Annotated in this window: 21 protein-coding genes and 1 pseudogene; 17 read left to right on the top strand and 5 right to left on the bottom strand. The window is 65.8% G+C overall.

Going from position 1 to position 20,397, the window contains the following annotated elements:
* The first annotated feature begins 3 nt into the window (after window positions 1–3).
* From J8I34_RS25660 to J8I34_RS25650, 3 genes are all read left to right on the top strand, one after another.
* Entirely contained in the window at window positions 4–594 is a 591-nt protein-coding gene (locus J8I34_RS25660; protein ID WP_209774466.1) for a malonic semialdehyde reductase, read from the top strand.
* A gap of 17 nt (window positions 595–611) precedes the next feature.
* Window positions 612–1,442, top strand: a complete 831-nt coding sequence (gene tcpC / locus J8I34_RS25655) for a 6-chlorohydroxyquinol 1,2-dioxygenase (protein WP_209774464.1) — start codon at window positions 612–614, stop codon at window positions 1,440–1,442.
* Window positions 1,443–1,564: 122 nt separating this feature from the next.
* Window positions 1,565–1,789 carry a DUF2798 domain-containing protein gene (locus J8I34_RS25650; RefSeq protein ID WP_209774462.1) on the top strand — a complete coding sequence of 75 codons (225 nt, stop codon included), beginning with the start codon at window positions 1,565–1,567 and terminating at the stop codon, window positions 1,787–1,789.
* Between the two features lie 147 nt (window positions 1,790–1,936).
* Here the strand turns inward: J8I34_RS25650 and J8I34_RS25645 are convergent, their stop codons facing one another.
* The 4 genes from J8I34_RS25645 to J8I34_RS25630 form a co-directional block, all read right to left on the bottom strand.
* The gene (locus J8I34_RS25645; RefSeq protein WP_209807289.1) at window positions 1,937–4,060 is read right to left on the bottom strand and encodes a xanthine dehydrogenase family protein molybdopterin-binding subunit; all 2,124 of its coding nucleotides are present in this window, start codon (window positions 4,058–4,060) and stop codon (window positions 1,937–1,939) included.
* Window positions 4,057–5,034 carry an FAD binding domain-containing protein gene (locus J8I34_RS25640; RefSeq protein ID WP_209774460.1) on the bottom strand — a complete coding sequence of 326 codons (978 nt, stop codon included), beginning with the start codon at window positions 5,032–5,034 and terminating at the stop codon, window positions 4,057–4,059. Before J8I34_RS25640 ends, J8I34_RS25645 begins: the two co-directional genes overlap by 4 nt.
* On the bottom strand, window positions 5,031–5,498 hold the full coding sequence (locus J8I34_RS25635; protein ID WP_245176129.1) for a (2Fe-2S)-binding protein: 468 nt from the start codon (window positions 5,496–5,498) through the stop codon (window positions 5,031–5,033). Before J8I34_RS25635 ends, J8I34_RS25640 begins: the two co-directional genes overlap by 4 nt.
* Window positions 5,499–5,898: 400 nt before the next feature.
* On the bottom strand, window positions 5,899–6,444 hold the full coding sequence (locus J8I34_RS25630; RefSeq protein WP_064737468.1) for an Lrp/AsnC family transcriptional regulator: 546 nt from the start codon (window positions 6,442–6,444) through the stop codon (window positions 5,899–5,901).
* A 193-nt stretch (window positions 6,445–6,637) separates the two neighbouring features.
* Here J8I34_RS25630 and J8I34_RS25625 point away from each other — a divergent pair, with 193 nt between their 5' ends.
* A complete protein-coding gene (locus J8I34_RS25625) occupies window positions 6,638–7,654 on the top strand; it encodes a 1-aminocyclopropane-1-carboxylate deaminase (protein ID WP_209774455.1) in 1,017 nt (338 codons plus the stop codon).
* Window positions 7,655–7,675: 21 nt separating this feature from the next.
* The gene (locus tag J8I34_RS25620; protein WP_209774454.1) at window positions 7,676–8,680 is read left to right on the top strand and encodes a Bug family tripartite tricarboxylate transporter substrate binding protein; all 1,005 of its coding nucleotides are present in this window, start codon (window positions 7,676–7,678) and stop codon (window positions 8,678–8,680) included.
* A 62-nt stretch (window positions 8,681–8,742) separates the two neighbouring features.
* On the opposite strand, the gene J8I34_RS25615 is transcribed toward J8I34_RS25620, so the two are convergent.
* On the bottom strand, window positions 8,743–9,999 hold the full coding sequence (locus J8I34_RS25615; protein ID WP_209774453.1) for a tyrosine-type recombinase/integrase: 1,257 nt from the start codon (window positions 9,997–9,999) through the stop codon (window positions 8,743–8,745).
* Between the two features lie 140 nt (window positions 10,000–10,139).
* On the opposite strand from J8I34_RS25615, the gene J8I34_RS25610 reads away from it, so the two are divergent.
* The 12 genes and pseudogenes from J8I34_RS25610 to J8I34_RS25555 all read left to right on the top strand — a co-directional run bounded on the left by J8I34_RS25610 (window position 10,140) and on the right by J8I34_RS25555 (window position 20,381).
* Window positions 10,140–11,318 (top strand): DNA-binding protein, encoded by a 1,179-nt coding sequence (locus tag J8I34_RS25610; RefSeq protein WP_209807287.1) that lies wholly within the window; start codon window positions 10,140–10,142, stop codon window positions 11,316–11,318.
* A complete protein-coding gene (locus tag J8I34_RS25605) occupies window positions 11,302–11,574 on the top strand; it encodes an H-NS family nucleoid-associated regulatory protein (protein WP_209807286.1) in 273 nt (90 codons plus the stop codon). The genes J8I34_RS25610 and J8I34_RS25605 overlap by 17 nt, the downstream gene beginning before the upstream one ends.
* 229 nt (window positions 11,575–11,803) lie before the next feature.
* The gene (locus tag J8I34_RS25600) at window positions 11,804–12,706 is read left to right on the top strand and encodes a LysR family transcriptional regulator (RefSeq protein WP_209807285.1); all 903 of its coding nucleotides are present in this window, start codon (window positions 11,804–11,806) and stop codon (window positions 12,704–12,706) included.
* A 134-nt stretch (window positions 12,707–12,840) separates the two neighbouring features.
* The gene (locus tag J8I34_RS25595) at window positions 12,841–13,770 is read left to right on the top strand and encodes a LysR family transcriptional regulator (protein WP_209774451.1); all 930 of its coding nucleotides are present in this window, start codon (window positions 12,841–12,843) and stop codon (window positions 13,768–13,770) included.
* Window positions 13,771–13,895: 125 nt separating this feature from the next.
* Entirely contained in the window at window positions 13,896–14,393 is a 498-nt protein-coding gene (locus tag J8I34_RS25590) for a cupin domain-containing protein (protein WP_209807284.1), read from the top strand.
* 75 nt (window positions 14,394–14,468) lie between these two features.
* On the top strand, window positions 14,469–15,494 hold the full coding sequence (locus J8I34_RS25585) for a hydroxyquinol 1,2-dioxygenase (RefSeq protein WP_371748135.1): 1,026 nt from the start codon (window positions 14,469–14,471) through the stop codon (window positions 15,492–15,494).
* Between the two features lie 50 nt (window positions 15,495–15,544).
* Window positions 15,545–17,008 carry an aldehyde dehydrogenase family protein gene (locus tag J8I34_RS25580; RefSeq protein ID WP_209807283.1) on the top strand — a complete coding sequence of 488 codons (1,464 nt, stop codon included), beginning with the start codon at window positions 15,545–15,547 and terminating at the stop codon, window positions 17,006–17,008.
* Window positions 17,009–17,115: 107 nt separating this feature from the next.
* A pseudogene (locus J8I34_RS34860) lies at window positions 17,116–17,274 on the top strand (maleylacetate reductase); the annotation flags it as partial.
* A 133-nt stretch (window positions 17,275–17,407) separates the two neighbouring features.
* Window positions 17,408–18,280: an intradiol ring-cleavage dioxygenase gene (locus J8I34_RS25570; protein WP_209807282.1), complete on the top strand. Its 873-nt coding sequence runs from the start codon at window positions 17,408–17,410 to the stop codon at window positions 18,278–18,280.
* Between the two features lie 5 nt (window positions 18,281–18,285).
* Window positions 18,286–18,597, top strand: coding sequence for a YciI family protein (locus J8I34_RS25565; RefSeq protein ID WP_209774444.1), 312 nt, complete (start codon window positions 18,286–18,288; stop codon window positions 18,595–18,597).
* Window positions 18,598–18,600: 3 nt separating this feature from the next.
* The gene (locus tag J8I34_RS25560) at window positions 18,601–18,954 is read left to right on the top strand and encodes a Rieske (2Fe-2S) protein (protein ID WP_209807281.1); all 354 of its coding nucleotides are present in this window, start codon (window positions 18,601–18,603) and stop codon (window positions 18,952–18,954) included.
* Between the two features lie 137 nt (window positions 18,955–19,091).
* Window positions 19,092–20,381 carry an ABC transporter substrate-binding protein gene (locus J8I34_RS25555; RefSeq protein WP_209807280.1) on the top strand — a complete coding sequence of 430 codons (1,290 nt, stop codon included), beginning with the start codon at window positions 19,092–19,094 and terminating at the stop codon, window positions 20,379–20,381.
* Window positions 20,382–20,397: the final 16 nt, after the last annotated feature.

Genomic DNA, 20,397 nt, shown 5'->3' with positions numbered 1-20,397 from the left:
ACGATGCAAACGAATGATCTGCTCGACAAGATTTTCCGCGGCGCACGCAGCCAGAACGGCTGGCTGCCCACGCCGGTGGCCGACAGCAAACTGCGGGAGCTCTATGACCTGATGAAGTTTGGCCCGACCTCGGTCAACTGCTCGCCGGCCCGGCTGGTGTTCGTGCGGACGGAGGAAGGAAGGGCGAAGCTGCGTCCGGCACTGGCGCCGGGCAATGTCGAGAAGACCATGGCTGCGCCGGTCGTCGCGATCGTCGGCTACGACACCCGCTTCTACGAGCAGCTGCCTGAGCTGTTTCCGCACAACCCGGCGGTCAAGGCGTGGTTCGAGGGCGACGAAAAGGTCGATTTCGCCAACACCACGGCGTTTCGCAACGGCACGCTGCAAGGCGGCTATCTCATCGCCGCGGCGCGCGCGCTGGGACTGGATTGCGGCCCCATGTCCGGCTTCAACAACCAGGCCGTCGACCAGGCCTTCTTCGCCGGCACCAGCATCCGCTCGAACTTCATCTGCGGCCTTGGGCACGGCGACCCCGAAAAGGTGTTCGCCCGCAGTCCGCGCCTGTCGTTCGAGCAGGCCTGCCAACTTGCCTAGTGGCCGGGAGTCCAGCGATGCAAGAGTATGACCAGCATAACCTGACCAAGGCCGTCATTGCACGGCTGGCCGATACGCCCAGGGCGCGCACGAAGGAGATCATGACCAGCCTGGTGCGGCACCTGCACGACTTCGCGCGTGAGGTACGGCTGACCGAGATCGAATGGAAGCAGGGGATCGACTACCTGACCGCCACCGGCCAGATGTGCGACGACAAGCGCCAGGAGTTCATCCTGCTCAGCGACGTGCTGGGCCTGTCGATGCTGACCGTGGCAATGAACCAGGAGAAGCCGGAAGGCTGCACCGAGGCTACCGTGTTCGGTCCTTTCCACGTCGAAGGCGCGCCGCATTACGAGCATGGCGCGGATGTGGCGAACGGCGCAAAGGGCGAGCCCTGCATGGTCTATGGACGGGTCACGGATGTGGACGGCCGTCCGGTTGCCGATGCCGTGGTGGAAACCTGGCAGGCGGACGCTGACGGCCACTATGACGTGCAGTACGAAGGGCTTGAAGTGGCCCAAGGCCGCGGCGTGCTGAAGTCGGGCGCTGATGGCCGCTTCCATTTCCGCTCCATCGTCGCGCAGGCCTATCCGATTCCTGACGATGGTCCCGTCGGCCAGCTGCTGCGCGCCACCGGCCGCCATCCATGGCGGCCTGCGCACCTGCACTTCATGATCAAGGCGCCTGGCTACGAGACGCTGGTCACGCACGTCTTCAGGCGCGGCGACAAGTATCTCGACTCCGACGCCGTGTTCGGCGTGCGCAAGTCCCTGATCGGCGACTGGGTCCGCCTGACCGACGGCACCTACCGGCTCGACTTCGACTTCGTGCTCAATCCGGCCCGCTAGCACCGGAACCCGGCGCGCCGCCTTCGCGGGCGGCGCGGCTGCAACCACGCACCGCGCCAGCCGGCCCGGTGTTTCGCGCGGTCAGGTGGCGCGTGGGGTAACTGGAAATCGGCAGATACAAGATGTGGAAGATTCCAAAGGAGTACAGCCATTTTGCGTTTGGCGCGATACAGGCTGGCGTAACGTGTGCGGTGGCATCAGCGATCGCAAGCATGCAGTTCGTCGCGGAGGGAACGTTTATTTCGCACTGGCTGCGTGCGTATTTCCTTTCCTGGGCGGCAGTGCTGCCCGTCGTCATCGTCGCGGCACCGCTCATTCACTGGCTCGCGAACCGGATCACACGTTGAACGCAGGCGGATCGCTAAAAGCCCTGGGATTCGAAGGGGCCAGCACGTCGTGCAACCAGCCACACATCTGAAAATCGCGTTGAACCTGCGGATCCGCCGACGCCCCCGTTGCAGGCGGCGTCGGCGGCATGTTTCGCACCTGCCGGACTAGTGCTCGACCAGGTGCTCGATGCGTATCGGCAGCTCCCGCACGCGCTTTCCGGTTGCGTGAAACACGGCATTGGCCACGGCCGGGGCCACGCCCACCAGTGCGATTTCACCTAATCCCTTGACGCCCAGCTCGTTCACATGGGGATCGACCTCGTCGACAAAATGCGCCTCCAGCCCCTGGATATCCAGGTTGACGGGCACGAGGTAATCCGCCATGTGCGCATTCACTGGTCGGCCATCGCGCGGATCCAGCGCAGTTCGCTCCATCAGGGCCATGCCGATGCCGCCGACCATCCCGCCCGTGCATTGGCTGGCTGCCAACCGCGGATTCACGATACGACCCGCACCATAGGCGCCGACGACGCGCCGGACACGGATCGTGCCGACATCGGGATCGATGGCGACTTCGACAAACACCGCACCGAAGGCATGCATGGAAAACCGGCTGCGCACCTCGGCATCGGGGCCAGCCGTGGCGCTGGCTTCGATGGCGCCATCCGTGCCATCCACGCGTGCCTGGCGCTGCTCCAGCGCGGCCAGGCAGGCCGAACGCACCGCTGAGCCCACCGACGCGAGCGTCATCGAGCCGCCATGTGGCGGAGTCGGCGGGAAATCCGAACGGCCCAGGCTGAAGCGCACGCTGGCCATCGGCAGTCCCAGCGTCTCGGCGGCAATCTGGGTGATCGAGGTGTAGGTGCCTGGGCCCATGTCGCTGGCGGCGGCTTCCACTTCGGCCGTTCCGTCGGCAAGCAGACGCACGCGGGCGCTGGCCTGGCCATGGAACACGGGGTAGCTGGCACAGGCCATCCCCCAGCCGATACGCAGCCGGCCATCCCGCATCGAGCCCGGCTCGCGCGTGCGGCGCGACCAGCCGAACGCGTCGGCGCCGCGCGCATAGCAGGCCAGCATGGAGCGGCTGGAGAACGGCAATTGCATCCCTTCGTCGAGCTCGGGTTCATTGCGCCGTCGCAGTTCCAGCGGATCCATCTCGAGAGCGTGGGCCAGTTCGTCCATCGCGCATTCCAGCGCAAAGACGCCGGTAGCCTCGCCCGGACCCCGCATATAGGTCGGCGTGCCGATGTCCAGCGGCACCAGCCGGTAGCGGGTGCGCACATTGGGGCAGCGATAGAGGAACGGCGTCACCGAAGTGAGTGCCTCGGTGAACTGCTCGTACCGACTGGTTTCGCCGGTGCCTTCGTGCACGATGCCGGTCAGCCTGCCGTCGGGCGTCGCCGACAGCGCGATGCGCTGCACGGTGCGCGGCCGGTGTCCCGTCAGATGGAACATCTGTCGCCGCGACAGCACCAGCTTGACAGGCCTGCCTGCTTCGCTGGCGGCGAGCGCCGCCAGCGTGACGTGCGGCCAGGTGCGCAGGCTGGTGCCGAAGGCGCCACCGATGAACGGGCAGACGACGTGGACGTTTTCAGCGGGGATGCCGAAGATCGCTGCGATCTCGGCCTGCTCGTTCACCACGAACTGGCTCTTGCTCCAGAGCGTCAGCCGGTCGCCTTCCCAGGCGGCAACGGTGGCGTTGGGCTCGATCGGGAAGTGATTCTCGCGCGCGGCATCGTAGGTGACGTCGATGCTGACGGCCGCCGCGGCCAGCGCGGCCAGTGCGGCCTCTGGGTCGCCGCGGACCCGGTCCGCCGAATGAGGACCGGGCTCGCGTCCCGCCTCGGGCACCACGGCCTCGGCGCGCTGGTCCAGCGGGTCGGAGACCGGCCGCTCTTCTGCATAGCGAATCTGCAGCAGCCGAGCCGCGTGTTCGGCCTGGTCCACCGTCTGCGCCACGACCACGGCAACCGGCTGCCCGTAGAAGCGGACGCGATCGTCCTGCAGGACATGCAGACGTTCGCCGTGTTCAGGGTCGATAAAACCCTTGTGCGGGGCGTACGCCAGTTTCGGCGCGTTGTCGTGGGTCAGTACCGCCAATACCCCTGGCAGCCGGCGCGCGGCTTCGGCGTCGAGGGCGGTCACGCGACCCAGTCCGATCGAAGCGCCCACGATCACCGCGTAGGCCTGCCCGGGCTGGTTGAAGTCGGCGGCATACCGCGCGCTGCCGGTCACCTTGGCGCGCCCGTCGACGCGGGCATGCGGCTGGCCGATATGGTTTGCGTTCATCTGCCTTCTCCTGCGAGTTCGAGGGCTCGTACCACGGTTCGCTGCAGCAGCGCGACCTTGTAGCGGTTGCCTGGCAGCGGCGTGGCGCCTGCAATCGTGGCAAGCGCTGCCGCCTCGAAGCTGGCGCGCGTCGGCGGCTTGCCTTGCAGTGCGAGTTCGGCGGCGCGCATGCGCCACGGGCGGGTGCCAACGCCACCGCAAGCGAGGCGAGCGGCCTGGATCGCTCCATCCCTGACCTCGTATGCCGCCGCCGCCGATACCAGTGCGAATTCATAGGAGGCGCGGTCCCGCACCTTCAGGTAGCGCGCTGTCCGTGCATAAGCGAGCGGTGGAATCCGGACCTCGACGATCAGTTCGCCGGGCCGCAATGCGTGTTCGAGATGCGGCGTGGTGCCGGGCAGCAGGTAAAGGTCTTCCACGGCGAAGTGGCGCGCGCCGTGCGGTCCCCGTACATGGACCACCGCGTCCAGTGCGACCAGCGCGACCGCAAGGTCGGACGGATGCGTGGCGGAGCAATGGTCGCTGACGCCCAGAATGGCATTGCCCGCGTGCAGGCCGTCAATGGCGGCGCAGCCGCTGTCCGGCGAGCGCTTGTTGCAGGCGGCATCGAGCATGCGGAAATAAGGACAGCGTACGCGCTGGAGCAGGTTGCCGCCGATGCTGGCCATGTTGCGCAACTGGGGTGAGGCGCCCTCGACCAGCGACTCGGCGATCAACGGGTGTAGCCGGCAAACGTCGGCATGCGCGGCGACATCGGACATGCGGGCCAGCGCACCGATGACCAGCTCGTCGCCCTCCACGCGGATATGGTTCAGCGGCAGCGCGTTGATGTCGACCAGCTGCGCGGGCTGTTCCACGTGCTCGCGCATCAGGTCGACCAGCGTGGTGCCGCCGGCGATGAAGCGGGCCCCGGCCGCGGCCGCCGCCAACGCCTCGGCTTCCGAGCCGGCTTTCTGCAGTGTGAAGGGGATCATGGCAGCTTCCTCCCACCAACCTCTGCGATCGCCGCGACAACCCCCGGGTAAGCCCCGCAACGGCAGATATTGCCGCTCATCCAGAAGCGCACATCGTCGGCCGAGGTGGCATGACCCTCATTGATGCAAGCGACGCCGGACATGATCTGGCCAGCCGTACAGAATCCGCATTGGAAGCCATCGTGCGCGATAAACGCGGCCTGCAGCGGATGCAGGTCGCCGTCGGCCGATGACAGGCCTTCGATCGTGCTCACGTGGGCGTCGTCATACATTGCGGCCAAAGCCAGGCAGGCGTTGATCCTGCGCCCGTCCACCAGCACCGTGCAGGCCCCGCACGCGCCCTGGTTGCATCCCTTCTTCGTGCCCGTGAGGTCCAGGCGCTCGCGCAGTACGTCAAGCAGGGATTCGCGCGGATCGATATCGAGGCGATGCAGCGTGCCGTTGACTGTCAGGCGCAGCGGCATGGTTGAGCCGCAACAATCACCAGAATGTGGTTGGCTTCCGTCGGAACGAACAGAACTAGAAGACATAGTCGACATTCCTCTTCTCATAGCCCAACGACTTGGGCGGTTAGGGACAGGGCCCGCATGGGAACCGAAAGGTGTGTGGCGACCTCGGACTGGTGGGACAGTCGTCGAAACGCTACAGGCACCGGCGGTCATCGCAATAGAACATCCGTGCGCTGCGGTGGACGATTCTTGCGCTGACGCGTTGGATGATAGGATTGAAAAAGGGGACCGGCCGGCCTGGCTTGCGTCAGGTCCGGCGGATTGTGCAGGCCGGTTTACTTCGACCGGATTAATTCATATGCTTCGATGCGCGGCGGGACCTGGCCCTTCCCCCGACGCAGCCGACGTGGGCCCATCAGATAGGAAACTGCGTCGTCGATAGCACCTGCTTGAGCACCATGAATGACCGGATCTGCCTCACGCCCGGCAGGTAGAGCAATTGTTCCGCATGGAGGCGGTTGAAGCTCTCACTGTCCCTTGTGCGCACCAGCATGAAGTAATCGAATTCGCCGGTCACGACATGGCATTCCATGCAGCCGGATACCTTTTGCGCGGCAGACTCGAACAGCGCGAAGGATTCGGGCGTGGAGCGATCCAGCACCACGCCGATCATCACAAGCATTCCCGCATCCAGCGCAGCGGGGTTCAGCAGCGCCACGATGCCACGGATCAGCCCCATTTCCTTGAGTCGTTCCACGCGCCGCAGGCAGGCCGGCGGGCTCAGGTTGACCTTTGCGGCCAAGGCCACGTTGGAGATCGAGGCGTCCTGCTGCAGGGCGCGCAGGATCGCCTTGTCGGCGCGGTCGAGCGTGTCCACATGGGGCGCGGATGGGGGCGTTTGCGACGCAGCCCGAACCGGAGCATCGGGGGCTGATTTGGTGCGAAATTTTGTTTCTTTCATTTGATCTGTAAAAGAATTTTCTACGGCTTAAGAGTAGATATACCTATTAATAGTGTTCAAAAGCACGCTTCTTTGCAAGCACGTTTCGTGGCTTTTTTTCTAGGATAGAGTCCGTCGCCGCATCGCCGCATCGCCGGGTTGCTGTGAGGCACACCGATGACGGGACAACACCCCTAACCCTGGAGTCGCCACCATGAATCTCAAGCGTTTCGCCCGCTATCCCCTGACGTTCGGCCCCACGCCCATCCAGCCGCTCAAGCGTCTCTCTGCCCATCTTGGCGGCAAGGTCGAGCTGTACGCCAAGCGCGAGGATTGCAATAGCGGCCTGGCCTTTGGCGGCAACAAGACCCGCAAGCTCGAATACCTGATCCCGGACGCACTCGCGCAAGGCTGCGACACGCTGGTCTCGATCGGCGGCATCCAGTCGAACCAGACGCGCCAGGTGGCCGCCGTGGCCGCGCACCTGGGACTCAAGTGCGTGCTCGTCCAGGAAAACTGGGTCAATTACTCCGACGCGGTCTATGACCGGGTCGGCAACATCCAGATGTCCCGGATGATGGGTGCCGACGTGCGCCTGGTGGCCGACGGCTTCGACATCGGCATCCGCAAGAGCTGGGAAGAGGCCATGGAGAGCGTGCGCCAGGAGGGCGGCAAGCCGTATCCGATCCCGGCCGGCTGCTCGGAGCACCCGCTGGGCGGCCTGGGCTTCGTCGGTTTTGCCGAGGAAGTGCGCGCGCAGGAGGCCGAGCTGGGCTTCAGGTTCGACTACATCGTTGTGTGTTCGGTCACGGGCAGCACGCAAGCGGGCATGGTGGTGGGCTTTGCCGCCGACGGCCGGGCTGATCGCGTGATCGGTATCGATGCCTCCGCCAAGCCCGCCCAGACCCGCGCGCAGATCCTGCGCATCGCCAAGCATACTGCGGGGCTGGTGGAACTGGATCGCGATATCGTCGACGCCGACGTGGTCCTCGACGAGCGCTATGGCGGCCCCGAATATGGCCTGCCGTCCGAAAGCACGCTCGAGGCTATCCGCCTGAGCGCCAAGTACGAAGGCATGATGACCGACCCGGTCTACGAGGGGAAATCGATGCAGGGGATGATCGACATGGTCCGGCGCGGCGAATTCCCCGAAGGCTCGCGCGTGCTGTATGCCCATCTCGGCGGAGCACCGGCCCTGAACGCCTACAGCTTCCTGTTCCGCAACGGCTGACCGACGCACGGAGGTGCTGCGATGAATCCCACTCTACATTCGTCCCTGCGCAGAGCCTTCGTGGCGGCCCGGGCGCTGGCGCTGCCAGCGCTGGCGGTTGCCGCCGTCGGGGCCCACGCGGCATCGGCGTATCCGGTCCGGCCCGTCACGCTGGTGGTGCCGTTTCCGGCCGGCGGGGCGGTCGACATGATCGGACGGCTCGTCGGCAAGAGCCTTGGCGATGCACTGGGCCAGCCGGTGGTGATCGAGAACCGCGCCGGTGCCGGCACCATCGTCGGGGCCGGCTACGTGGCCAAGGCCGCGGCCGATGGCTACACACTGCTGATCAGTTCGGGCTCGACATTCACCGTCAATCCGGCCATCAACGCGAGCCTGCCGTATGACCCCGTGAAAAGCTTCGAGCCCGTCGGGCTGGTGGCGCGCGTACCGCTGATTGTGCTGGCGAACAAGGTGGTGCCAGTGGATACGCTGCCGCAGATGGTTGCGGCGGTCAACGCTGCGCCGGGCAAGTACGTCTATGGGTCCTTCGGTACCGGCACCACCGGGCATTTCGCAGGCGAGCTGCTGCTGGGCGTTACGGGCATGAAGCTGCAGCACATCCCGTACAAGGGCAGTGCGCCGGCTGTGGCCGACCTGATCGGCGGGCAGATTCCGTTCTCGGTCGATACGGTCGCCGCGTCGCTGCCCCATATCCGCAGCGGCAAGATCAAGCCGGTCGCGGTCATGGGCGCCCGCCGCGCCACGCTGCTGCCTGACGTGCCCACCGTCGCGGAAGCGGGTTATCCGGGCTTCGACGCCGACTCGTGGGTAGCCATTGCGGCGCCGCGCGGCTTGCCGGCCGACGTCAGCGCCCGGCTCGAAAAAGCGGTAGCGCAGGCGATGAAAGACCATGAGGTCCAGCAGAAGCTGCTGGCCAACGGGCTGGAGCCGAACTACGCGGGCCCGGGGCAGGTCAGCGCCATGATCAGCAAGGAACTGCCGCTGATGCGCGCCACTGCTCAGCGTGCGAACATCACGCCGAATTAGTGGTTTCCATGGTCTTACCTGGAGACAGCAGCATCCAAACGGGCGACCCGAATCTTCGCGAATCAGGGGATTTCCTTGTTGGAGGTGCCCCAGCCGATTCGATGCCGCTCCTGTGTCGCCTCGTGCCGCGCATCCTCCTCGCTGTGCAGGTAGCCGCTGGTCGTGGAGATCGACGAATGCCCAAAATTATCCCTGACATAGCGCAGATCCACCTGCCGGTCGGTCATGTGCGAGCCGGCGGTATGGCGCAGCCAGTGGGCCGAGGCGCTCGCCAGGACATCGGCCTGCGCCGCCCATTCCGGCCCGCGCGCGCGCAGGCGCGCGGCCGCCAGGCCGAACACTTCCTTCAGGATCAGGTGTAGCGCCCCGCGTGACAGGCCTTTGTCATGGTGCTCGCGGCCTGCGCGTCCGATCACCGGCAGCAGCAGCGGGCGCGTTTCGCCGGGGTGCGGGGTGGGTGCCAGCCCGTGGGCGCGGCGGTAGCGCGCCAGTTCGGCGATCAGCTCGTCGGTGGCTGGCACCAGCCGGGTCTTGTTTCCCTTTCCGGTGACCTCGAGCCACCAGCGCTCGATGCCCTGGGCATCGCGGCGGCAGAAGAACGCCCCCATGGTGGTGCCGGTGACTTCCGCCGCGCGCAGTCCGCCCAGATAGAGCACGCTCAACAGCCAGCGGCAGCGCGCCGCATGCAGCCGCTCACGCGCGGTTTCCGTTGGCATGGCCTCGACCGTGTCCTTGACGGTTTCCCACAGTTCGTGGCTCAGGTACCGGGTGATGCGGGGCTGCGTCGGCGCGCGCCGCCGGCGCGCCAGCGCGAGCGGATTGCCGGCCAGGTAGCCGGCCTCGGTCAGCCAGGCGAAGAGGGCGTTCAGGATCACCAGCGCGTGGCGCACGCTCGCCGGCGACAGCGGCCCGGCAAACGGGCGCCAGTCCGGATGGCCGCGGCCGAGCTTCTTGCTGCCGGCGAGCACCCAGCGCGCGGCGGGCTGGGGGTCGGCCAGGAAGCGTTCATAGACCAGCAGGTCCTCGTGCGTCAGTGACGACAGCGGCTTGCCCAGTTGCAGCACGGCCCACAGCAGCAGCCGCTCGACCTCGCGGCGGTAGGCGTTCACGGTCGCCGCGCTGTCGGCATAGCGCGCGAGCCAGGCGGTGACGGCGGCCAGGTCGTCGGCCGCGGCGATGCGGGCGGCGGTGGCGGGCGCGCGGTTGCTGCCGTCGCGTCCGGACAGCGCCGCCGGCAGGTGCAACTGCTCCAGCGGCGTCGGCTGGATGGCGAGGAGGCCGGAAGCGGGTGTGGCGGGCGGCGAGGCAGGAAGGTCCAAGTTCGGAAGCAGTGGCTGAGGTTAGTCTAGGTCGATATTATAGACATAAGCGCAATTATGTCTAAAATATCTCTTATTATGTTGGATAGATAACCTATTACGTAGTAATATTTATCAATCGAAATTCACTTTGTTACCCGATGGCCTCCGCCGACCCCGAGTTGACCGACGCTGCGCTGCAGGCCGCCATGGCCGACGATATTGCCGAGCTGCGCGGCCGTTTCCCCGAGACCCGCGCGCTCTACCGTGAGGTCTGCGGCCTGCTGTTCTTCCGCTACGGCATCACGCCCACCGCCAACAAGCTCTATCAGCTGGTGCGCAAGGGCAGTATGGGCACGCCCGCCGAGGTGCTGCAGGCGTTCTGGCAGGAACTGCGCGGGCGCACCCGCGTCACCATCGACCATCCGGACCTGCCGCAGGCGTTGAAGGACATTGCGGCCGGCGCGGTGCAGACCATCTGGCAGGCGGCCAACGAGGCCGCCACCGCCGAACTCGCCACGCTGCGCGCCGAGGCTCGCGCGGCGTCCAGCGCGGCCGAAGCCGAGCGTGATGCGGCGCGGGCCGAGACCGCGCTCGCACGCGAGGAAGCCGCGACGCTGGTCGCGCAGCTGGATGCCGCGCGACAGGCCATCGAGGAAAGTCAGGCCGCGCTGGCGGCGGAGCGGCAGGCACACGCCGCCACCCAGGCCCGGCTGGAAGCGGGCAGGGCAGAGCTGGAGGCGGCGGGCCGGCAGCTGGCAGAGCTGCGGACCCAATTCTCGACCGAGCTCGAGCGGGCCCGCGAGCAGGTGGCCATTGCCCAGGAGCGGGCCGAGGCCAGCGAGCGGAGGGCACTGCGAGAGCTGGATCAGGAGCGCACCGTGCGCCAGAAGAGCGAGCGTGCCACCGAGGAGCTGCGCACGGAACTGGCGGCGGCACGCGGCGAAGCCCGCGACGCGGCGGTGGCGCAGGCCGAGGCCCGGGCCCGGCTCGAGACCCAGGTCACGGCGCTCACCGAGCAACTCACCACGCGGCTCGCGGCCGCCGACGCCGCCGAGCGCAAATCGGCCAACGATCTGGCCACGGTGCAGGCGGACCTCACCGCGGCGCAGCGCCGGGCCGAGCGCGCCGAAGCCGAGGCGGCGCTCGCGCGCCAGCTGCTGGCAGAATTGCGCCTGCCGCGCGAGCGGGAACGGCGGCGCAAATCCGCCGGCCCGGCACCGACCGATAGCGAAGCACCCAATGAAACGCCAGCCGACGAGCACGGGGCGCCTACCGCCTCGAACCCGGAAGATGGCAGCGACGGCAACGACAACCAAAACGATGACAGTAAGAACTGAGCGGGCGGCGGCGATCCGCTGGATCCGGGACCAGATGGCCGACTACGACCTGACCATGGAGGAACTGCGGGAGGCAGGGTGCTTTGATCCGCCGCCGCCGCCCCCACCGCCGCCTCCACCCGCACCCGCGCCACCGCCTGTGGTCTGCTACCGCGATGCCGCGGGCCACAGTTGGGACGGGACCGGGGATATGCCGGACTGGCTGCGGCGGGCGGTCAATGCGGGGCAAAGCGTGGAGTTTTTCCGGGTCGGATAGCTGCCGGTTACCAACAGGACCGCAGTATGATGAAGTGTGGCCTCTATTGTCGGCAGACGAAGTATTTGTCTGGGCTAGCCCTCGAACACGTGATTCCACAGTTCCTCGGTGGTGCTTATGCTCCTGAAGGTTTAAGAGTCGGGATGTTGTACGTGAACGGTACAACAACAACTTTGGCGGGAAACGGGGCTGACGCGATCATGCAGACCAATGCAGGAGCCCTACTGTCATGAACATGCCGCGAACCACCCTTGAGCAATGGCGCGTGGTGCAGGCTATTGTCGAGCATGGCGGCTATGCGCAAGCGGCAGAGGTGCTGCACAGAAGCCAGTCTTCAGTGAGCTATATGGTGGCCCGGCTGCAAGAGCAGCTCGGCGTGGAGTTATTCTCTATCGAAGGCCGCAAGGCCAAGCTGACTGAAAACGGGGCGGCACTGCTTGCGCGCGCCAACGAATTGCTGGATGGTGCCTGCCGTCTGGAACAGCTGGCCGACAACCTGCAGCAAGGCTGGGAGGCAGAAGTCAGGCTGGCGGTGGACGCCGCACTGCCTCCAACGCTGCTGCTATCGGCACTGAAGGAGTTCGCGGGATTTGCGCCGCAGACGCGCGTACACCTGACAGAAGTGGTGCTCTCCGGCGCTGACCAGGCACTGCTGGAGCGGCAGGTCGATCTGGCCGTTGGCACGCGGGTCCCGACTGGACATTTCGGCGAGCGGCTGGTGGACATCCCGTTCATCGCCGTTGCCCATCGCGACCACCGGCTACACCGGCTTGGCCGCGAGTTAACCGCCGAAGACCTGAGCCACGAGATGCAGGTGGTGCTGCGCGACTCCGGTCACGCCAATCCGCGCGATGATGGCTGGCTCGGCGCCACGCTGCGCTGGACGGTGAGCAATATGGAATCCATGCGCATGCTGGTGGCTGGCGGGCTAGGCTTTGCCTGGCTGCCAGCGCACCTGGTGACCGGGCCGCTGGAGCAAGGCGCGGTGCAGCCACTGCCGCTGCGTGAAGGCCGCATCCGGCACGTGGTGCTCTATCTCGTCCACAGTCAACCGGTAGTGACTGGTCCTGCCACTCGACGCCTTGCCGATGTGCTGGCGAAGGCTGCCCAGGCCTTTGCCAAAGCGCTCTAATACCGCCTCCGCCAATATCGGCTAATCCGATCAGATTGCTCCGAATTTCAAATAATCGGCCGCTCGGTCGAGCCATATTATTCTGGAAAATCGAGTAAAAGCGGGCGTGCAGACCCGCCGCCGTCGGAGACAATATGAACCACTTTATTGCCATCGAGGCCTTCGTGCGCGTGGCGGAAACCTGCAGCTTCGCCGAAGCTGCGCGCCAGTTGGGAGTCGCCGGGTCCATTGTCACCAGCCGCGTGCAGCAGCTGGAGAAGTTCGTCGGCGCACCGCTCTTCCACCGCAACACCCGCCATGTGCGCCTGTCCGAGCTTGGTGAGGCGTACTACAAAGAATGCGCCGAAGCGGTGGCGCAACTGAACAGCCTCACTGACCAGATGCGCGACCTTAAGGGGACGCCCACTGGCCGGCTGCGCATCCACATGCTGCCCGGCTACGCGATCGGGCATTTTGGCGAGCTCCTCAATGGCTTCATGCAGCGCTACGGCGGTATTCAGCTCGACATTATCGTTAGCGACCGCGTAGTTGATCCGATCGAGGAAGGTTTCGATGTAGCCTTCCAGATCTTCCCGCCGATATCAAGCCTGCTGATTGAGCGGCGCCTGTTCCCCGTGCGGCGGCTGTTCTGCGCCACGCCGGAATACCTCGAGCGGCACGGCGTGCCGGTGGTGCCCACAGACCTGCTTGACCATACGACGGCGCTCTACGCCGGATATCCGTCACGCAACCGCTGGGCGTTTACGCGTGGCGACGAATCGGTGTCGCTCGAACTGCCAGGACAGGTTCGCTCCAATTCCGTGCACCTGCTGCGCGACTACGCCGAGTCCGGCGCCTGCATTGTCTGCCTGCCCACGTTGGTTGCCAGCGAAGCTCTGCGGAGCGGGCGGCTGCTACCAGTGCTGACGGATTACAAGTTGGCACCGTTCTCCTTCGCCGCCGTCTATCCGACCACACAGCGCCAGGCCATCAAGGTCAAAATGCTCGTGGAGTTCCTTGCTGAGCGCCTTGCCGGAGAGCCGGAGTGGGATGTGCCGTTGCTCGCGCGCGGGTGGGTGAGCTGAGCGCTTGCGCGGCAATTCCTCCGTTTTTGCGAAGGCCGCATTCGCCGATTTCACGATTGTTGTTGCAATGCGATAGCCACTATCGTGTCTCCACGATCCACTGACAACATCAGGAGACAGTCGCGATGAACACCGTATCCAAGACCGCGTACAAGACCGTATTCGGCTCGCTCGGCAACTACCAGAAGGGCGGCATCGAAGTCACGCAGGGCGATGCCCGACACTATGTGTTTTCCAACGTCTTTGAAGTCGCCGCGAAATCGGTGCCGTACGAAAGGGTCGTGGTCGGCAAGAACCTGGAATACGTGGTTGAAACCGCGCGCGCCGACGGACAGTCGCCATGGTTTGCCTGCGCGCATGACGAATTCGCGATTGCCATGGACGGCGAAGTGCGCATCGACTTCATCGCGCTGGACCAGGCCCCTGCGCAAGCTGACGGCGCCGTGCTGGTGGAGCCCGCCGGCCGCAAGATGGGCCATGTGGTGCTGCGCCAGGGCCATCAGAGCCTGCTGCCGGCCGGATGCGCCTACCGCTTCAGCGCGGACAAGGCGTGCACGCTGCTGCTGCAGAGCAAGCTAGGTGCGCTCTCGGTGGAGAAGTGGGCCGAGATCTGCCTGCACTGATCTGCTTTGCGCCTTCCACTGACGCACCCGAACCCGCATCCGATCCACGGTTTTTCCAGGAGCTCCACCATGGCCATGCTCGACCTCGCTGATAAGCCCGAAACCCTTGCCCAAGGCTTTGCCGCCGACAAGGTGCAGGCAAGCACGCCAGACGCCGTTACCGGCTACCGCAGCTTCACGCTCGGCGCCTTCCGCTTCTCGCGCGATGCCTACTTTGCCACCATCCAGTGGCCGTCCGGCGGCCAGACCCGCACCCATGCAATTCCCGCCGATGCCTTCCTGCGCGCGCTGATGCGCGATGTCGCCTGGGGCTTCTTCTACGGCTGGGTCAACTTCGACCATGTCTTCGGCACGCGCAACCACTATGGCAAGGTGGATGTCTACGCGGGTGCCTTTAACGGCGTGATGAAGGAGGCCGGCGTGGACTATACCGAGACCTTCGACACGCCGCTGATCATGGCCACCTTCAAGGCCATTCTGCATGACTGGACCAACGAAGGCTTCGATCCGTTTGCCGCGCCCGAGGAAACCGGCACGGCCTTCGGCTCCAAGCACGGCGAGAATGGCGCCGCCATCGAGCGCACGCGCATCGCCACGCGCCGCATGCCGGGCCTGCCGGACGATTCCCCGCTGCGCGACGACCTGCCGGTCAACCGCGCGTTCCTGGACGTGCCGCAGGACGAGCCGGAGGTACATGTGGAGCCGGGCTTCGAAGGACAGCTCCATGCCTTCAACCTGTTCAAGTACCTGTCGCGTTCGGACGTGACCTGGAACCCATCGGTGACCTCCGTGTGCGGGCAGAGCCTGTTCTGCCCCACCACCGAGGAATTCATCCTGCCGGTTTTCCACGGCAACGACCGTGTCGAGTGGTTCCTGCAACTGTCCGACGAGATCATCTGGGACATCGGCGACAAGAACACCGGCGCCCCGCGGGCCCGCATCACCGCCCGCGCCGGCGACATCTGCGCCATGCCCGCCGATATCCGCCACCAGGGCTACTCGACCAAGCGCTCGATGCTGCTGGTGTGGGAGAACGCCACGCCGAACCTGCCCAAGCGCTACGAAAGCGGCGAGCTGAAGCCCTATCCCGTCGAATTCTAACGGTCGGGTTCCGACGCTCATCCCGAACGACTTCAAGAACACGACACATCATGCAGAACAAGCTATTTATCAACGGTCGCTTTGTCGATGCCCTGGGCGGCGGGACCATCGACGTGCTGAACCCGCACGACGGCAGCGTGATCACAGCCATCGCCGCAGCGGAAGCCGCGGACGTGGACGTCGCGGTGGAAGCCGCCACCCGCGCCTTCCCGGCCTGGTCGCGCACGGCGGCGGCCGAGCGCGGACGCCTGCTGCTCAAGCTCGCCGACAAGATCGAAGCCAACGCCGAAGCGTTGGCGCAGCTTGAATCGCTGGACACGGGCCACCCGATCCGCGATTCGCGCGCGCTGGACGTGCCGCGCACGGCGGCGTGCTTCCGCTATTTCGGCGGCATGGCCGACAAGCTGCAGGGCTCGGTGATTCCGGTGGAGACCGGCTTCCTCAACTACGTGCAGCGCGCGCCCATCGGCGTGGTCGGCCAGATCGTGCCATGGAATTTTCCGCTGATGTTCACCAGCTGGAAGATGGGCCCGGCGCTTGCTGCGGGCAATACCGTGGTGATCAAGCCCTCGGAACTCACGCCGCTGTCCTCGCTGCGCATTGCCGAGCTGATGGCCGAAGTCGGCTTTCCGGAGGGTGTGGTCAATGTGGTGCCGGGCTACGGCCACACAGCCGGGCAACGCCTGGCCGAGCACCCGGGCGTGGGCAAGATCGCGTTCACCGGTTCCACGGCCACGGGCCGCCGCATTGTCGAAGCGTCCAAGGGCAATCTCAAGCGCGTGCAACTCGAACTGGGCGGCAAGGGCGCCAACATCGTGTTCGAGGACGCGAACCTCGATGCCGCTGTCAATGGCGCCGCCTGGGCCATCTTCCACAACCAGGGGCAGGCCTGCATTGCAGGTTCGCGCCTGATGCTGCATGAGCGTATCGCGGACGAATTCCTCGAACGCTTCGGCACCCTGGCCGGCTCGATCCGTCTGGGCAATCCGCTCGATCCGGAAACCGAGATGGGGCCGCTCACCTCTGCACAACACCGCGACCGCGTATTGGCCTATGTGGACATCGCGCGCGAACAGGGTGCGCGTGTGCTGACCGGCGGCAAGGCGCCGGCAAGTGCCGGGCTGTCGGGCGGCTACTACGTCGAACCGACCATTGTCGAGGCCAGGCCGCACGATCGCGTGGCGCAGGAAGAGGTGTTCGGCCCATTTGTCACCGTGCTGCGTTTCGGCAGCGACGACGAGGCACTGGCCATTGCAAATGCCACGGAATACGGTCTCGGCAGCGGCCTGTGGACACGCGACCTTGCCCGTGCCCACAAGGTGGCAGGCGCCATCCAGGCTGGCATGTGCTGGATCAACTGCTACAAGCGCGTCAACCCGGGCAGCCCCTTTGGCGGCGTGGGCCAGTCGGGCTACGGCCGCGAGATGGGCTTCGAGGCCATGCACGACTACACCGAGGCGCGCTCGGTCTGGGTCAATGTGGACGCCGTGGTGCCGCCCCACTTCAAGCGCTGAGAGGCTGGGAGGCGATGATGGAATCCTTTGTCTACCAGTCCGCGCCGTCGCGCGTCGTGTTCGGGCAGGGCGCGCTGGCGCAACTGCCCGATGAGGTGGTCCGCCTCGTCACGTTGTCGCTGCCCGCCGATATTTCCGCCGCGTCCGGCATGAACGCGATGGCGCATGCCGTGGAAGCCCTGTATGCCCAGGATGCGAACCCGATCATCAGCCTGATGGCGGAGGAATCGACAATCCGGCGCCGGTCGAGCGCGCGCCCATCCTTGCGCTGCTGGGCCGTGCCTGGCGCGGCGGGATGCCGGCCTGACGGTGGCTCGGCCAAGGCGTCCGGAAAACCAACGGTTTTGCCCGGATAAGCCGCAAGGTGGTCCGCAACCCGCCAATCACCGGGAGACAACGATGAACACGCCCCACACGGCTGTCGAGGCGGCGCTTGCCGATCAGGTAGTGGCGCGCTTTGCCGACACACCCGACGCGCGCCTGAAAGCGCTGATGCAGGCGCTCGTGCGGCACCTGCACGCCTACGTCCGCGAAGTGGAACCGACCGAGGAGGAATGGTTTGCCGCGATCCGATTCCTGACCGATACCGGCAAGATGTGCGATGGCCTGGTGCGGCAGGAATTCATCCTGCTGTCCGATACGCTGGGCATTTCCATGCTGGTCGACGCCATCAACCACCGGCAGTCCGTCGGCGCCACCGATACCACCGTGTTCGGGCCGTTCTATATCGCCGGCATGCCTGAGCGTAGCTGCGGCGAAAACATGGCCGTTACACCCGGCACGCCTGCGGTGGTGCACGGCTATGTGCGCGACACCAACGGCGCGCCACTGCGCGGCGCCGTGCTTGATATCTGGCAGACCGCGGAGAACGGCATGTACTCGGGCCAGGACACGGCGCAGCCTGTCGGCAACCTGCGCGGCCGCTATCACACTGATGCCGACGGCTACTACGCGATACGCACCATCGTGCCGGTCAGTTACCCGATTCCCACCGACGGCCCGGTCGGCCGCATGCTCGCTGCCACCAACCGCCATCCGTGGCGGCCGGCGCACCTGCACTTCATGATCGACGCGCCGGGCCATCGCAAGCTGGTGACGCACCTGTTCAACCAGGGCGATCCCTATCTCGATTCGGATGCCGTGTTCGGCGTCAAGCCTTCGCTGCGGGTCGCATACGAGGAACGCGCCGCCGATCATCCGCTGGCGCGGCGCTTCGGCCTTGACGGTCCGTTCCGGGAGGCGCGCTACGACTTCGTCCTCGAGCCACGGTGAGCACCATGTCACGCTTCTACGCCATTTTCGCCACCGACAAGCCCGGCATGCGTGCCGTGCGCGAACGCATGCGCCCGGCCCACCGCGCCTACCTGCGTGCTGCCGCCTCACAGAGCGTCTTCGTGCGCCTGGGCGGGCCGACGCTGGATGCGCACGACGATGCAATGAACGGCACGCTGCTGGTGGTCGAGGCAGAGCGCCTCGAGGACGTCGAGCGCTTCTTGCTAGAGGACCCCTATATGCACGCGGGCCTGTTCGAGCGCATCGAGATCCGCCCGTGGGACTGGAGCCTGGGCAACCCCGAGCGCCGGGTGTAGGCCATGGACCGCGTCTTTCTGTGCCGCCTCGATGCCGTGCCGGATGGCGGCGCGCACGTGGTCGAAGCCGATCGCTTCGATGGCACCTCAGCCGTCGTGGTGGTCCGCCGAGGCCCCCAGGCGTGGGCCTATATCAATCGCTGCCCGCATTTCTCGGTGTGCCTGGAATATGCGCCGGGCGATGTGCCTACCTATGACGCGCAAGTGCTGATGTGCGCCCACCACAGCGCGCTGTTCCGCTTCGAGGATGGCTACTGCATCGAAGGCCCCTGTGCCGGCGCCGCGCTGACGCCCGTTGCGATCCGGGTGGTCGACGGCGAAGTGCAATGCGCACTGGGCATGCCCGCCGTGCCCTGACCGGATAGCGTCCGCGCAGGCGGGCGAAACCTTCACACGCAAGCAGCAAGGGGCAGTCAGCCCCGCAGGACGGAGCCAGCGCAACTGGCCCCGCAGGGAAGCGTTTTCCCTAATACAACGACAGGAGACAGGAAACCATGGATGCGCATCAGTTCAGCGGAAAGCGCCGCACCCTCGTGAAGCTGGCGGCCGGCAGCGCCGTTGCCGCGGCCACGCCGCTGCTTTCGCCATGGGTGCGGGCAGCGGGAAGCCGCACCCTGAAAATCGGCTACGTCTCGCCACAGACGGGGCCACTTGCGGCGTTCGGCGAGGCCGACCGCTACATGATCCAGCAGATGCAAGCCGCGCTGAAGAACGGCACCACGGCCGGCGGCAAGAATTACCCGGTCAGCATTCTGGTGAAGGACAGCCAGTCGAACCCGAACCGCGCAGGCGAGGTGGCGAGCGACCTGATCCTGAAGGACAAGGTCGACATCATGTTGGTCTCAGGGACGCCGGAAACCGCCAACCCGGTGTGCGATGCGTGCGAGCTGAACGAGACACCGTGCGTGTCCACCGTCGTGCCGTGGCAGCCCTGGTTCTTCGGCCGCAAGGGCGACCCGAAGAAGGGTTTCGACTTTACCTACCACTTCTTCTGGGGGCTGGAAGATGTCGTCAGCGTTTACACCGCCATGTGGCAATCGGTGCAGACAAACAAGGCTGTGGGCGGCCTGTTTCCGAATGACGGCGACGGCAATGCCTGGGGCGATGCCAAGGTGGGTTTTCCGCCTGTGCTTGCGCAGAAGGGCTTTACGCTCAAGGATCCCGGGCGCTTCCAGAGCATGACGCAGGACTTCTCGGCGCAGATCGCGGCGTTTCGGCAGGCCAATGCGCAGATCATCACCGGCGTGGTGATTCCGCCCGATGCCAAGAACTTCCTCGTGCAGGCGCGCCAGCAGGGATTTCAGCCCAAGGTCATCTCGATCGGCAAGGCCTTGCTGTTCCCCAGCGCCATCGAAGCGCTTGGCGACCTGGGCAACGGCTTGTCGACGGAGGTCTGGTGGTCGCCGTCGCACCCGTTCAAGTCGTCGGTGACCGGCCAGTCAGCGCAGCAGCTTGCCGCCGACTACGAAAAAGCCACCGGAAAGCAGTGGACCCAGCCGCTGGGCTTTGCCCATGCGCTGTTCGAAGTGGCCATCGATGTGCTGAAGCGCGCCAGGGACATCGATTCCAACACCGCCATCCGCGACGCCCTGGCAGCAACGAAGCTGAACACTATCGTCGGCAACGTAGCCTGGGGCAGCGGCCCAGTCAGGAACGTGGCCAAGACGCCGCTGGTGGGCGGGCAATGGGTCAAGGGGCAGAAGCACAAGTTCGACCTTGCCATCGTCAGCAACCAGCTCGCGCCGAGCGTGCCGCTGAGCGGTCCGCTGAAGCTGATCGGCTGATCCGGCGATCGATAGG

The organism is Cupriavidus phytohabitans (genome assembly GCF_017815025.1).
GTDB lineage: Bacteria > Pseudomonadota > Gammaproteobacteria > Burkholderiales > Burkholderiaceae > Cupriavidus.
The sequence above is the reverse complement of the archived record's forward strand: the minus strand, read 5'-3'. Positions and strand labels throughout refer to the sequence as shown.

Coding starts and splice junctions, on each gene's coding strand:
- J8I34_RS25660 (WP_209774466.1), top strand. CDS start 4: ATGCAAACGAATGATCTGCTCGACAAGATTTTCCGCGGCGCACGCAGC.
- tcpC (WP_209774464.1), top strand. CDS start 612: ATGCAAGAGTATGACCAGCATAACCTGACCAAGGCCGTCATTGCACGG.
- J8I34_RS25650 (WP_209774462.1), top strand. CDS start 1,565: ATGTGGAAGATTCCAAAGGAGTACAGCCATTTTGCGTTTGGCGCGATA.
- J8I34_RS25645 (WP_209807289.1), bottom strand. CDS start 4,060: ATGAACGCAAACCATATCGGCCAGCCGCATGCCCGCGTCGACGGGCGC.
- J8I34_RS25640 (WP_209774460.1), bottom strand. CDS start 5,034: ATGATCCCCTTCACACTGCAGAAAGCCGGCTCGGAAGCCGAGGCGTTG.
- J8I34_RS25635 (WP_245176129.1), bottom strand. CDS start 5,498: ATGCCGCTGCGCCTGACAGTCAACGGCACGCTGCATCGCCTCGATATC.
- J8I34_RS25630 (WP_064737468.1), bottom strand. CDS start 6,444: ATGAAAGAAACAAAATTTCGCACCAAATCAGCCCCCGATGCTCCGGTT.
- J8I34_RS25625 (WP_209774455.1), top strand. CDS start 6,638: ATGAATCTCAAGCGTTTCGCCCGCTATCCCCTGACGTTCGGCCCCACG.
- J8I34_RS25620 (WP_209774454.1), top strand. CDS start 7,676: ATGAATCCCACTCTACATTCGTCCCTGCGCAGAGCCTTCGTGGCGGCC.
- J8I34_RS25610 (WP_209807287.1), top strand. CDS start 10,140: ATGGCCTCCGCCGACCCCGAGTTGACCGACGCTGCGCTGCAGGCCGCC.
- J8I34_RS25605 (WP_209807286.1), top strand. CDS start 11,302: ATGACAGTAAGAACTGAGCGGGCGGCGGCGATCCGCTGGATCCGGGAC.
- J8I34_RS25600 (WP_209807285.1), top strand. CDS start 11,804: ATGAACATGCCGCGAACCACCCTTGAGCAATGGCGCGTGGTGCAGGCT.
- J8I34_RS25595 (WP_209774451.1), top strand. CDS start 12,841: ATGAACCACTTTATTGCCATCGAGGCCTTCGTGCGCGTGGCGGAAACC.
- J8I34_RS25590 (WP_209807284.1), top strand. CDS start 13,896: ATGAACACCGTATCCAAGACCGCGTACAAGACCGTATTCGGCTCGCTC.
- J8I34_RS25585 (WP_371748135.1), top strand. CDS start 14,469: ATGCTCGACCTCGCTGATAAGCCCGAAACCCTTGCCCAAGGCTTTGCC.
- J8I34_RS25580 (WP_209807283.1), top strand. CDS start 15,545: ATGCAGAACAAGCTATTTATCAACGGTCGCTTTGTCGATGCCCTGGGC.
- J8I34_RS25570 (WP_209807282.1), top strand. CDS start 17,408: ATGAACACGCCCCACACGGCTGTCGAGGCGGCGCTTGCCGATCAGGTA.
- J8I34_RS25565 (WP_209774444.1), top strand. CDS start 18,286: ATGTCACGCTTCTACGCCATTTTCGCCACCGACAAGCCCGGCATGCGT.
- J8I34_RS25560 (WP_209807281.1), top strand. CDS start 18,601: ATGGACCGCGTCTTTCTGTGCCGCCTCGATGCCGTGCCGGATGGCGGC.
- J8I34_RS25555 (WP_209807280.1), top strand. CDS start 19,092: ATGGATGCGCATCAGTTCAGCGGAAAGCGCCGCACCCTCGTGAAGCTG.